Origin of the sequence: Micromonospora arida (assembly GCF_003857035.1) — a bacterium.
Lineage (GTDB): Bacteria > Actinomycetota > Actinomycetes > Mycobacteriales > Micromonosporaceae > Micromonospora > Micromonospora arida.
Genome location: NZ_QGSY01000218.1, coordinates 33,085 through 46,047, shown reverse-complemented (window position 1 = coordinate 46,047; position 12,963 = coordinate 33,085). Strand labels below are relative to the sequence as shown.

At 68.4% G+C, this 12,963-nt stretch carries 9 protein-coding genes; all 9 read right to left on the bottom strand.

The genetic code is table 11. The features are described from left to right. Positions 1–173: 173 nt before the first annotated feature. Positions 174–542, bottom strand: coding sequence for a hypothetical protein (locus DLJ58_RS21380; RefSeq protein ID WP_124858782.1), 369 nt, complete (start codon positions 540–542; stop codon positions 174–176). A gap of 94 nt (positions 543–636) precedes the next feature. Beyond that, on the bottom strand, positions 637–4,524 hold the full coding sequence (locus tag DLJ58_RS21375; protein WP_124858781.1) for a DNA-directed RNA polymerase subunit beta': 3,888 nt from the start codon (positions 4,522–4,524) through the stop codon (positions 637–639). 80 nt (positions 4,525–4,604) lie between these two features. Further along, positions 4,605–8,036 carry a DNA-directed RNA polymerase subunit beta gene (gene rpoB, locus DLJ58_RS21370; RefSeq protein ID WP_091402413.1) on the bottom strand — a complete coding sequence of 1,144 codons (3,432 nt, stop codon included), beginning with the start codon at positions 8,034–8,036 and terminating at the stop codon, positions 4,605–4,607. 569 nt (positions 8,037–8,605) lie between these two features. Beyond that, complete coding sequence (rplL, locus tag DLJ58_RS21365; protein WP_091402415.1) at positions 8,606–8,992, bottom strand: 50S ribosomal protein L7/L12; 387 nt, start codon at positions 8,990–8,992, stop codon at positions 8,606–8,608. Between the two features lie 54 nt (positions 8,993–9,046). Then, positions 9,047–9,592, bottom strand: a complete 546-nt coding sequence (gene rplJ, locus DLJ58_RS21360; RefSeq protein WP_112584808.1) for a 50S ribosomal protein L10 — start codon at positions 9,590–9,592, stop codon at positions 9,047–9,049. A gap of 339 nt (positions 9,593–9,931) precedes the next feature. After that, positions 9,932–10,621, bottom strand: a complete 690-nt coding sequence (locus DLJ58_RS21355; RefSeq protein WP_124858780.1) for a hypothetical protein — start codon at positions 10,619–10,621, stop codon at positions 9,932–9,934. Continuing rightward, a complete protein-coding gene (locus DLJ58_RS21350) occupies positions 10,618–11,508 on the bottom strand; it encodes an ABC transporter ATP-binding protein (RefSeq protein ID WP_124858779.1) in 891 nt (296 codons plus the stop codon). Before DLJ58_RS21350 ends, DLJ58_RS21355 begins: the two co-directional genes overlap by 4 nt. Before the next feature lie 80 nt (positions 11,509–11,588). Then, positions 11,589–12,305, bottom strand: a complete 717-nt coding sequence (gene rplA / locus DLJ58_RS21345) for a 50S ribosomal protein L1 (RefSeq protein WP_124858778.1) — start codon at positions 12,303–12,305, stop codon at positions 11,589–11,591. Between the two features lie 78 nt (positions 12,306–12,383). Then, positions 12,384–12,815, bottom strand: a complete 432-nt coding sequence (gene rplK, locus DLJ58_RS21340; protein ID WP_091402426.1) for a 50S ribosomal protein L11 — start codon at positions 12,813–12,815, stop codon at positions 12,384–12,386. Positions 12,816–12,963: the final 148 nt, after the last annotated feature.

The following is a 12,963-nucleotide window of genomic DNA, read 5'->3' as shown; positions in this document are numbered from 1 at the left end:
GCTCGGATGGCGGAGCCGACGGGTCCGGCGGGCCGGCCGGTTCGTCCGCAGGGGGCCGCGCCGGTTCCGTCACGAGGTCCTCCTGTCGAAAGGCCGCCACCGCCACACGGCGGACATCGGCCAGGCTACCGCCGCGAGCACCGCCGCCCGCGCCGGGCGCGGTCACCGGCGGCTCAGTCCATGTTCGCAGGGTAGTCATGACCGAACGGGGCGCCGGCCAACCGGACCACCCCGATGACCACCGCGGCCACCACGCTGACCGCGACCAGCACCAGGCCGGTCCAGGCCATCCACTCCCCCCGTCGCAGCCACACGCCGCCGGTCAGGAAACCCCCCGAGGCGTACGCCTCGCGGCGCGCCTGCCGGGCCAGTTGCAGGGCCACCGTGGCCGGCACCACGCCACCGATGAACAGCCCGGTCAGCATGCCGAGCAGGCCCAGCGCGAAGACCGCCCGCGCCTTCGTGGCGCGGGCCGGGTCCGGGTCCAGCGGGTGGCGCAGGCCCTGCTGGGCGACGGACACCTGCCCGGGTGCGATCGTCATCCCCCCATCATGCCGAACCCGGCCCGGGGGTGGGTGGGCACGGACACGACGAGGCCCCCGGCTTTCACCGGGGGCCTCGTCGTGTGACTGGTGCTTAGCGGTACGACCCGAAGTCGAAGTCGTCCAGCGGCACTGCCTGCCCGCTGGCCGGCCCGAACCCGTAGTCGGTCTCCGGGTAACCGGTCATCGAGTAGACCTTGGCCTTGGCCTCCTCGGTCGGCTCCACCCGGACGTTGCGGTACTTGCTGATGCCGGTACCGGCCGGGATGAGCTTTCCGATGATCACGTTCTCCTTGAGGCCGACCAGCGAGTCGCTGCGCGAGTTGATCGCAGCGTCGGTCAGCACCCGGGTGGTCTCCTGGAAGGAGGCCGCCGAGAGCCAGGAGTCGGTGGCAAGCGAGGCCTTGGTGATACCCATCAGCACCGGACGACCAGCGGCGGGCTCGCCGCCCTCCGAGACGAGCCGGCGGTTCTCCGACTCGAACAGCGCCCGGTCGACGAGCACACCCGGCAGGAACTCGGTCGAGCCGGAGTCGATGACCGTCACCCGCTTGAGCATCTGGCGGATGATGATCTCGATGTGCTTGTCGTGGATGAGCACACCCTGCGAGCGGTAGACCTCCTGGACCTCACTGGTCAGGTGGACCTGGACCGCCCGCGGACCCATGATCCGCAGCAGCTCGTGCGGGTCGATGGTGCCCTCGGTCAGCTTCTCGCCGACCGCGACGTGACCGCCGTCGTGGGTACGGAGCTTGACCCGCTTCGAGATCTTGTCGTAGACGATCTCTTCGCTGCCGTCGTCCGGCACCACGATGATCTTCCGCGAGCGCTCGCCATCCTCGATCCGGATCCGACCGGGGGTGTCGGCGATGGGCGCCTTACCCTTCGGGACCCGAGCCTCGAAGATTTCCTGAACACGCGGCAGACCCTGGGTGATGTCCTCACCCGCGACACCACCGGTGTGGAAGGTACGCATCGTCAGCTGCGTACCGGGCTCACCGATGGACTGGGCGGCGATGATGCCGACCGCTTCGCCGATGTCGACCGACTTACCGGTCGGCAGCGACCGGCCGTAGCAGGCCGCGCAGACGCCCAGCTTCGACTCGCAGGTGAGCACGCTGCGCACCCGGACCGTCTCCACACCAGCGGCGACGATCTTGTCGACCCCGATGGAGTTGATGTCCTGACCGCGCTCGGCGACCACGGTGCCGTCCGGCCCCTTGATGTCGTCGGCGAGGGTCCGGGCGTGCACGCTGGTCTCGGCGTGGGTGTGGACGACGAGCTTGCCGTCCAGCTTCTCGCCGATCTGCATCGGGATCGCCCGGTCGGTGCCGCAGTCCTCTTCGCGGATGATGACGTCCTGCGAGACGTCCACCAGACGACGGGTCAGGTAACCCGAGTCGGCGGTCCGCAGCGCGGTGTCGGCGAGACCCTTACGGGCACCGTGCGTGGAGATGAAGTACTCCAGCACGGACAGACCCTCCCGGTAGCTGGCCTTGATCGGCCGCGGGATGATCTCGCCCTTGGGGTTGGCCACCAGACCACGGATCGCCGCGATCTGCCGGAGCTGGAGCAGGTTACCGCGAGCACCCGAGTTGATCATCTTCCACAGCGGGTTCTCCTGCGGCAGCGCGGTGTCCATCTCCTTGGCGACCTCGTTGGTCGCCTTGGTCCAGATCTCGATGAGCTCGCCGCGACGCTCCTCGGCGGTCATCAGACCACGCTGGTACTGCTTGTCGATCTGGTCGGCGTCCTTCTCGTACCGCGCCAGGATCTCCGCCTTGCGCGGCGGAGCGATGACGTCCTCCATACCGATCGTCACGCCGGACCAGGTGGCCCAGTGGAAACCGGCCTCCTTGAGCCCGTCCAGGGTGGCGGCCAGCGCCACCTTGGGGAAGCGCTCGGCGAGGTCGTTGACGATCGCGGAGAGCTGACCCTTGCGGATCTCGTAGTTCACGAAGCGGTAGCCCTGCGGCAGCGTCTCGTTGAACAGCACCCGACCCAGCGTGGTCTCCACGGTCAGCGGGTCACCCTCGACCCAGCCCTCCGGGGCGCTCCACGCCTCGGAGCCGTTGCCGTTGTCGACACCGACCACGCCACGCAGGCGGATCTTCACCGGCGCCTGCAGGTGCAGCTCGCCGTTGTCGAAGGCCATCCGCGCCTCGGCGTCCGAGCTGAACGCCCGGCCCTCGCCCTTCTCACCGGCGGTGAGGTGGGTGAGGTGGTACAGACCGATGACCATGTCCTGGGTAGGCATGGTGACCGGCTTACCGTCGGCCGGCTTGAGGATGTTGTTCGACGACAGCATCAGGATCCGCGCCTCGGCCTGAGCCTCGGCGGACAGCGGCACGTGCACCGCCATCTGGTCACCGTCGAAGTCGGCGTTGAACGCGGTGCAGACCAGCGGGTGGATCTGGATCGCCTTGCCCTCGACCAGCTGCGGCTCGAAGGCCTGGATGCCCAGGCGGTGCAGGGTCGGCGCCCGGTTGAGCAGCACCGGGTGCTCGCCGATGACCTCTTCCAGCACGTCCCACACGACCGGGCGCTGACGCTCGACCATCCGCTTGGCGGACTTGATGTTCTGTGCGTGGTTGAGGTCGACCAGCCGCTTCATCACGAAGGGCTTGAACAGCTCCAGCGCCATCTGCTTGGGCAGACCGCACTGGTGCAGCTTGAGCTTCGGACCGACCACGATGACCGAACGGCCGGAGTAGTCGACGCGCTTGCCCAGCAGGTTCTGGCGGAACCGGCCCTGCTTGCCCTTGAGCATGTCGGACAGCGACTTGAGCGGGCGGTTACCCGGGCCGGTGACCGGCCGGCCGCGACGGCCGTTGTCGAACAGTGCGTCGACGGCCTCCTGGAGCATCCGCTTCTCGTTGTTGACGATGATCTCGGGCGCGCCGAGGTCGATCAGCCGCTTGAGGCGGTTGTTCCGGTTGATCACGCGGCGGTACAGGTCGTTCAGGTCGGAGGTCGCGAAGCGGCCACCGTCGAGCTGCACCATCGGGCGCAGGTCCGGCGGGATGACCGGGACGCAGTCCAGCACCATGCCGAGCGGCGAGTTGCGGGTGTTCAGGAACGCCGCGACGACCTTCAGTCGCTTGAGCGCCCGGATCTTCCGCTGGCCCTTACCGGACCGGATGGTCTCCCGCAGGCTCTCGGCCTCGGCGTCGAGGTCCATGTTCTGGACCAGCGCCTTGATCGCCTCGGCGCCCATGGAACCGGTGAAGTACTCACCGAACCGGTCGCGCAGCTCGCGGTAGAGCAGCTCGTCGGTGACCAGCTGCTTCGGCTCCAGCTTGCGGAAGGTGTCCAGCACCTCGTCCAGGCGGTCGATCTCGCGCTGGGCCCGGTCGCGGATCTGGCGCATCTCGCGCTCTCCGCCCTCCTTGACCTTGCGCCGGACGTCCGCCTTGGCACCCTCGGCCTCCAGCTCGGCCAGGTCGGCCTCGAGCTTGGCGGCCCGCTTCTCGATCTCCGAGTCGCGGCTGTTCTCGGACTGCCGCTTCTCGGCCAGGATCTCGTTCTCGATCGTCGAGAGGTCGCGGTGACGCGACTCCGCGTCCACGCTCGTCACGACGTACGAGGCGAAGTAGATGATCTTCTCGAGGTCCTTGGGAGCGAGGTCCAGCAGGTAGCCCAGCCGGCTCGGAACGCCCTTGAAGTACCAGATGTGGGTCACCGGAGCGGCGAGCTCGATGTGCCCCATCCGCTCACGACGGACCTTGGAGCGAGTCACCTCGACGCCGCAGCGCTCACAGATGATGCCCTTGAACCGGACGCGCTTGTACTTACCGCAGTAGCACTCCCAGTCCCGCTGCGGACCGAAGATCTTCTCGCAGAAGAGCCCGTCCTTTTCCGGCTTCAGGGTGCGGTAGTTGATCGTCTCAGGCTTCTTGACCTCGCCGTGCGACCACTGACGGATGTCGTCGGCGGTGGCGAGACCAATGCGCAGCTCGTCGAAGAAGTTGACGTCGAGCACTATGTCCCCTATGTCGTCGTCTGTACTGCTAATTCTCGGGTGGGGTCGGGGGCCGGCGAGCCGCCCCCCGACCGCTCACCTCAGACCTCTTCGACCGAGCTCGGCTCGCGCCGGGACAGGTCGATGCCCAGCTCCTCAGCGGCCCGGAACACCTCGTCGTCGGTCTCGCGCATTTCCAGGGCCACACCGTCGCTGGAGAGCACCTCAACGTTGAGGCACAGCGACTGCAGCTCCTTGAGCAGCACCTTGAACGACTCCGGGATGCCCGGCTCCGGGATGTTCTCGCCCTTGACGATGGCCTCGTAGACCTTCACTCGGCCGAGCACGTCGTCGGACTTGATCGTGAGCAGCTCCTGCAGGGCGTAGGCAGCGCCGTACGCCTGCATCGCCCAGCACTCCATCTCACCGAAACGCTGACCACCGAACTGCGCCTTACCACCCAGCGGCTGCTGCGTGATCATCGAGTACGGACCGGTCGAACGAGCGTGGATCTTGTCGTCGACCAGGTGGTTGAGCTTCAGGATGTAGACGTAGCCGACCGCGATCGGGTCCGGCAGTGGCTCGCCGGAACGACCATCGAACAGCTGCGCCTTGCCGGTACGACCGATCAGCTGCTTGCCGTCCCGGTTGGGCAGGGTCGACTCGAGCAGACCGGAGATCTCCTCCTCGCGGGCACCGTCGAAGACCGGGGTGGCCACGTTGGTGTCGCCCTCGGACTCGTGCGCGTCGATCGAGCGCAGCTGGCGCTTCCAGTCGGCGTCGTCGCCCTCGACCTTCCAACCGGTCTTGGCGACCCAACCGAGGTGGGTCTCCAGCACCTGGCCGATGTTCATCCGGCTCGGCACACCGAGCGGGTTGAGCACGATGTCGACCGGGGTGCCGTCCTCAAGGAACGGCATGTCCTCGATCGGCAGGATCTTCGAGATGACACCCTTGTTGCCGTGCCGGCCGGCGAGCTTGTCGCCGTCCTGGATCTTGCGCTTCTGGGCGACGTAGACCCGGACCAGCTCGTTGACACCCGGCGGCAACTCGTCGCCGTCCTCGCGGGAGAACGTGCGCACACCGATGACCGTGCCGGTCTCGCCGTGCGGCACCTTCAGCGAGGTGTCCCGAACCTCACGCGCCTTCTCACCGAAGATCGCGCGGAGCAGACGCTCCTCCGGGGTCAGCTCGGTCTCGCCCTTGGGCGTGACCTTGCCGACCAGGATGTCACCGGGGACGACCTCGGCGCCGATCCGGATGATGCCGCGCTCGTCGAGGTCAGCGAGCATTTCCTCGCTGACGTTCGGGATGTCGCGGGTGATCTCCTCCGGACCGAGCTTGGTGTCCCGGGCGTCGACCTCGTGCTCCTCGATGTGGATCGAGGTGAGCACGTCCTGCTGCACGAGGCGCTGCGACAGGATGATCGCGTCCTCGTAGTTGTGGCCCTCCCAGCACATGAACGCCACCAGCAGGTTGCGTCCGAGTGCCATCTCGCCCTCGTCGGTGCACGGACCGTCGGCGATGACCTGACCGGCCTCGACGCGGTCGCCCTCGAAGACGACCGGCTTCTGGTTGACGCAGGAGCCGGCGTTGGAGCGGCGGAACTTGTGCAGCAGGTACGTCCGGCGGTGGCCGTCATCCTGGTGGATGGTGACGTAGTCGGCGCAGAGATCCTCGATCACACCGCCGACCTCGGCGACCACCACGTCGCCAGCGTCGACAGCGGCCCGGTACTCCATGCCCGTACCCACGAGCGGCGCCTCGGCCTTGACCAGCGGCACCGCCTGGCGCTGCATGTTCGCGCCCATCAGTGCCCGGTTGGCGTCGTCGTGCTCGAGGAACGGGATCATGGCGGTCGCGACCGAGGTCATCTGCCGGGGCGAGACGTCCATGTAGTCGACGGCACCGGGGACGACGTCCTCGGTCTCGCCGCCCTTACGACGGCAGAGCACCCGGTCCTCGGCGAACGTGCCGTCAGCCTTCAGGCGCGCGTTGGCCTGGGCCTTGACGAACCGGTCCTCCTCGTCCGCGGTCAGGTAGTCGATCTGGTCGGTGACCCGACCCTCGACGACCTTCCGGTACGGCGTCTCGATGAAGCCGAACGGGTTGACCCGGGCGAAGGTGGACAGCGCGCCGATCAGGCCGATGTTCGGGCCTTCCGGCGTCTCGATCGGGCACATCCGGCCGTAGTGGGACGGGTGCACGTCACGGACCTCGAAGCCGGCCCGCTCCCGGGACAGACCACCCGGGCCGAGCGCGCTCAGCCGACGCCGGTGGGTCAGGCCCGCCAGCGGGTTGGTCTGGTCCATGAACTGGGACAGCTGGGACGTCCCGAAGAACTCCTTGATCGCCGCCACCACCGGGCGGATGTTGATCAGGGTCTGCGGGGTGATCGCCTCGACGTCCTGCGTGGTCATCCGCTCGCGGACGACACGCTCCATCCGGGACAGGCCGACCCGAACCTGGTTCTGGATCAGCTCGCCCACGGTACGGAGGCGCCGGTTGCCGAAGTGGTCGATGTCGTCGGCCTCGTAGCCGTCCTCACCGGCGTGCAGCCGGCACAGGTACTCCACGGTGGCGACGATGTCGTCCTCGGTCAGCGTGCCGGTGGTGATCGGCACACCAACTTCGAGCTTCTTGTTGAACTTGTAGCGCCCGACCTTGGCGACGTCGTACCTCTTCGGGTTGAAGAAGAGGTTGTCGAGCAGGGTCTGGGCGTTCTCGCGCGTCGGCGGCTCGCCAGGGCGCAGCTTGCGGTAGATGTCGAGCAGAGCCTCGTCGGCGCCGGCGATGTGGTCCTTCTCGAGCGTGGTCATCATCAGCTCGGACCAGCCGAACTTCTCACGGATCCGCTCGGCCGACCATCCGATGGCCTTGAGCAGGACGGTGACGGCCTGCCGACGCTTGCGGTCGATACGTACACCGACCGTGTCGCGCTTATCGATGTCGAACTCCAGCCAGGCACCCCGACTCGGGATGACCTTGACGCTGGAGAGGTCGCGGTCGGAGGTCTTGTCCGGCTGCTTGTCGAAGTACACGCCCGGAGACCGGACGAGCTGGCTGACCACGACGCGCTCGGTGCCGTTGATGACGAAGGTGCCCTTGGGCGTCATCATCGGGAAGTCACCCATGAACACCGTCTGGCTCTTGATCTCGCCAGTGGTGTTGTTGGTGAACTCCGCGGTCACGAAGAGCGGAGCGCAGTAGGTCAGGTCCTTCTCCTTGCACTCCTCGATCGAGGCCTTGACCTCGTCGAAGCGCGGCGCTGAGAAGGAGAGCGACATGGTGCCGGAGAAGTCCTCAATGGGACTGATCTCTTCAAGGATCTCCGCGAGACCCGATCGTGCGTGCGGGTCGTCCGCCGACCGGCCCTGCCAAGCCTCGTTGCCGACGAGCCAGTCGAAGGACTCGTTCTGAATGGCAAGGAGGTTGGGGACCTCGAGGTGTTCGGTGATCCTGCCGAATGAAACTCGGCGGGGAGCGAATGCGCTCGACGTACGACTGGTCTTCGCAGGGCGGGAAGCTGCCAAGATGCGTCCTTCCGAGGACCGGTGCTGCAGAACGGCTGGTACGCGTGCACTCCAATGACCCCACCAGAAATATCCGTAAACGGACATTTCCGAGCAGGGGTCAAGTCGGAAGGCAGCGCAAACTAGCAGTGTAGCCGAGAGGCTAACCGCTGTCCAGCCCACCCCGCAGGTTGTTTGCGGAGCGCGCCTCGGCCCCCGTCAACCGGGGTCTGCCGGGCCGCTCAGAACGCAACTCCCCACTGGGCCGCTCGGGTTACAGCGGCCGATGGTGCCGCCGCTGTCATACCCACGTCGTGGCCGTCGCAAGCGCGGTGTCTTGCTGGTGTCAGCGTGCCTGGCAGCCCCGGGCCGCGTCAAGGGCCGGTATCCGGGTTGTCCCTTGTTTCCCACTGGAGGGCGACCCGACACGCTCGCTCGGGTCAAGGGTACCCATGGTTGGAGCCCAGCTCAGGACCGGTCGCAGCCAGATCCACCAACACGGCGGGCGGTGATCCGTGTCGGATCACCGCCCGCCGTGACGCGATGGTGTCCCAGCTCACGAGCCGGGTACGCGTTGGTGGAACGTCAGGTCACTTGAGGGTGACCTTGGCGCCTTCACCCTCGAGCTTGGCCTTCGCCTTGTCGGCGGTCTCCTTGTTGACCTTCTCCAGGATGGCCTTCGGCGCGGACTCGACCGCGTCCTTGGCCTCCTTGAGGCCCAGGCCGGTCAGCTCACGCACGACCTTGATGACCTGGATCTTCTTGCCACCGTCAGCCTCGAGGATGACGTCGAACTCGTCCTGCTCCGGCTCGGCCTCGGCCGCAGCGCCGCCGCCGCCGCCACCCTGGGCGATCGCGACCGGAGCGGCAGCGGTGACCTCGAAGGTCGTCTCGAACTGCTTCACGAACTCAGAGAGCTCGATCAGCGTCATCTCCTTGAACGCGTCGAGCAGCTCGTCGGTGCTGAGCTTCGCCATATCTGGCGTCCTTTCCTGATTCTGTTAAGTAAGAACTGGTGCGCCGTGGGGGCCTCAGGCCGCCTCGGCGCCCTCCTTCTCGCGCTTGTCCTGCAGTGCAGCCGCCAGACGGGCGGTCTTCGACAGCGGGGCCTGGAACAGGGCCGCGGCCTTGCTCAGGTTGCCCTTCATCGCGCCGGCCAGCTTGGCCAGCAGCACCTCGCGGGACTCCAGGTCGGCGAGCTTCGTGACCTCGGCCGCGGTGATGGCCTTGCCCTCGAAGACACCGCCCTTGATGACGAGCTTCGGGTTGGCCTTCGCGAAGTCGCGAAGCCCCTTCGCCGCCTCGACGACGTCGCCCGAAACGAAAGTCAGCGCGGTAGGACCGGTGAACAGCTCGTCGAGGCCGGTGATGCCCGCGTCCGTCGCAGCACGCTTGGCCAGCGTGTTCTTCGCGACCGTGTAGCTGGTATCGGCGCCGAGCGAGCGCCGAAGCTGGGTGAGCTGGGAAACCGTCAGACCGCGGTACTCGGTCAGCACGGTGGCGCCCGAGCTGCGGAAGCTCTCGGTCAGCTCAGCGACGGCCGTGGCCTTGTCGGCCCGGATCGGCTTGTCCGCCATGTCCCTCCTCTCTCGTTACTCGAGGCTGGTCCCCGTCTCGGCCGAAGCCGGAACGGGGGCGGAGGCAGCGCGACAACGAAAAGCCCCGGCGCAGGGCGCACGGGGCGAGGGCCGGCGGATCGTCATGGTCGGCGGACCACGCTCACTGCCGAATTACGCTTGCCGCCCTACGCGGGTCGCCCGTTGTCGCGGGACCTTCGACCGTGCCGAAGCACGGCGACCAGCGGTCTCTGGGTGGTTCCTCATCCATGAGAACACGGATGACGGTTGAAGAGTACGCGCCCCGACCAGCAGCGCCAAATCGCTCCGGGTGAGCCGCGTCACCCGTACCGGAGCCGGTCAGCCCTGGGCCCGCCGGCGCCACAGGTAGCCGCCGACGACCGCGGCGCTCCAGGCCAGCGCCCACCCGCTCAGCGCCAGCAGGGTCAGCGCGGCCGCGTCGCCGGCGGTGGTGCGGGCGGCCGCCATGATCGGCGGCGCCAGCCAGGGGGCCACCGAGCCGGTCAGGCCGAACACCACCGCGCCGACCCCGCCGAGGGCCAACACCGCGACGCCGTACCCCGCGCCGCCCACGGAGGCACGGCTGGCCAGCGCCCCAAGAGCAACCGCAGCGGGTACGACCAGCAGGTGCGCCCACAACCCCAGGGCCAGCCCGACCGGAATCGACCGGTCCCCCGGGTCGACCGGGCCGGACACCCCGCCGACCAGCCACGGAAAGAGCAGCGCGACTGCCACCGTCACCAGCGCCGCCACTGCGGCGGCGAGCAGCCCGGCCGACCGCTCCCGCGCCACCCCTACCGTCACCTGCGCCAGCCGACGTTGCACGTCCGGCTCGACGTCCAACAGGATCTTGGTCTGCCAGGCGAGCACCGGGAAGAGCACCACTGCGGAGACGCCGTACGCCTCCGCGGGCTGGGCGCGGCCACCGCCGTAGAGGGTGCCGAGCGTGATCAGGCCGGCGAGCAACGGTGCCAACGCCCGGCCGGTGCGCAGGAAACCGGCCAACCGCATCCGGACCAGGGCGCTCACCGGGCCTCCCCCGCCGCCGACTCGACCGCGGCGTCAGCGGCCTCCGGCTGCTCCGCTGTCAGCTCCCCGGCCATCCCGAGCGGCGGCTCGGCGGGTCGGGCGGCGCCGGTCGACCGGGGCGGCTCGACGGGTAGGACCTGGGATGCGGCGGTGGAGGCGTCGGGGCGCACACGCAGCACCTGGTGGCCCTCGGCGCGCAACCGGGCGACGGTGCCGGCGACCCGCGCGGCCGGCACGGCGACCTCGACCACCGCGATCGTCTCGTCCGTCGACGACGTCTCCTCAGAGAGCGAGCCGTCGGCCACCAACCAGCGGCGCGCGGCCGGGAGCCGGACCGTCTCGCCACGGTGGTCGCTGACCAGGACGGACCCGTCGGCGGCGAGCACCTCGGCGATCAGCTCGGGCACCAACTCACGGGTGGCGGCGTCCAGCCCCTCCCACGGCTCGTCGAGCACCAGCAGGCCCGGTGGGCGCAGCAGCGCCTGGGCGAGGCCGACCTTCTGCGCGGTGCCCTTGGACAGCTCCGGCAACCGGACCGAGCGGAAGGCGGACAGCCCGAGCCGGTGCGTCCAGAAGGTCACCGCCTCGTCGGCCGCAGCCCTGCCCAGCCCTGCCACCCGGGCCATCCCGGTCAGATAGCGGGTCACCGTGAACGGTTGGTCCGCAGGAAACCGCTCCGGCACCCAGCCCACCCGTGCCGGCCGGTCGGTGACCCGGCCCCGGCCCGGACGGAGAACCCCCGCTGCCACCTGGAGCAGTGTCGACTTGCCCACCCCGTTGCGGCCCAGCACGATCGCCACCTCGCCGGGACCGATCCGCACGTCGATGCCCTGCAGCACCCACGGCCCCCGCCGGTGGTACCGCAACCAGACGTTCTCCAGCCGCATGGCGTCGAGCCTGCCACACCTGGAACGCGCCGGGGCGCCGCCACGGTCGTGGCGGCGCCCCGGCGGAGCGATCTGTCGACTCAGGCGTCGGCCTGGTCCTCCCGAAGGTTCTTCACCAGGTTCGGGTCGACCGGGACGCCCGGGCCCATCGTGGTGGTCAGGATGACCTTGCGAAGGTACTTGCCCTTGGCCGCGGACGGCTTGGCACGCAGCACCTCGTCGAGCACCGCAGCGTAGTTGTCCACCAGCTGGGTCTCCGTGAAGGAGGCCTTGCCGATGATCAGGTGCAGGTTGGAGTGCTTGTCCACCCGGAAGGTGATCTTGCCGCCCTTGATGTCCGACACCGCCTTGGTGACGTCCATGGTCACCGTGCCGGTCTTCGGGTTCGGCATGAGACCGCGCGGGCCCAGGATCCGCGCGATCCGGCCGATCTTGGCCATCTGGTCCGGCGTGGCGATCGCCGCGTCGAAGTCGAGCCAACCACCCTGGATGCGGGCGACCAGCTCATCGGTGCCCACCTCGTCCGCACCCGCGGCGGCGGCCTCTTCGGCCTTCGCGCCGCTGGCGAACACGATCACGCGGGCGGTCTTACCGGTGCCGTGCGGCAGGTTGACCGTGCCGCGGACCATCTGGTCCGCCTTGCGGGGGTCGACGCCGAGGCGCATGGCGACCTCGACCGTGGCGTCGAACTTGACGTTGGTGGTCTCCTTGGCCAGCTTCACGGCCTCGGTGGGGGTGTAGAGCTTCGACCGGTCGATGACATCGGCGGCCTTGCGGTAGCTCTTGCTGCGCTGCATTGCTGATTACTCCTGTGGTCTCTGGCGGGCCGCTCGGCGCGAACCCTCCCACGGTCGGAACGAAGGCCGGGGCCGACGTCAGTCGTTGACGGTGATGCCCATCGACCGGGCGGTGCCGGCGATGATCTTCTCGGCCTGGGCGATGTCGTTGGCGTTGAGGTCGGCCATCTTCTTCTCGGCGATCTCACGCAGCTGGGCGCGGCTGACCGAGCCGACCTTCTCGGACTGCGGAACACCCGAACCCTTCTGCACACCGGCAGCCTTGATCAGCAGCCGGGCAGCGGGCGGGGTCTTCAGCACGAACGTGAAGGACCGGTCCTCGAACACGCTGATCTCGGCGGGGACGATGTCGCCCCGCTGAGACTCGGTCTGCGCGTTGTAGGACTTGCAGAACTCCATGATGTTCACGCCGTGCTGGCCGAGCGCGGGGCCGACCGGCGGCGCCGGCGTGGCCTGGCCCGCCGGCAACTGAAGCGTGAACGTCTTGACGAGCTTCTTCTTCGGAGGCATGTCACTTCCTGGGGCTTGGAGCTGGGAAAATGCGGCTGTCGCCGCCCTCGGGCGCGCACGGTCAGCGCGGTGCGACAGCGGCGACATTCAAGAGTAGCGCAGGCCGCAGCCCACTCGTCCGCCGAGGTCGAGCGAGAGCGTGTACGCC

Coding starts and splice junctions, on each gene's coding strand:
- DLJ58_RS21380 (WP_124858782.1), bottom strand. CDS start 542: ATGACGATCGCACCCGGGCAGGTGTCCGTCGCCCAGCAGGGCCTGCGC.
- rplL (WP_091402415.1), bottom strand. CDS start 8,992: ATGGCGAAGCTCAGCACCGACGAGCTGCTCGACGCGTTCAAGGAGATG.
- rplJ (WP_112584808.1), bottom strand. CDS start 9,592: ATGGCGGACAAGCCGATCCGGGCCGACAAGGCCACGGCCGTCGCTGAG.
- DLJ58_RS21350 (WP_124858779.1), bottom strand. CDS start 11,508: ATGCGGCTGGAGAACGTCTGGTTGCGGTACCACCGGCGGGGGCCGTGG.
- rplA (WP_124858778.1), bottom strand. CDS start 12,305: ATGCAGCGCAGCAAGAGCTACCGCAAGGCCGCCGATGTCATCGACCGG.
- rplK (WP_091402426.1), bottom strand. CDS start 12,815: ATGCCTCCGAAGAAGAAGCTCGTCAAGACGTTCACGCTTCAGTTGCCG.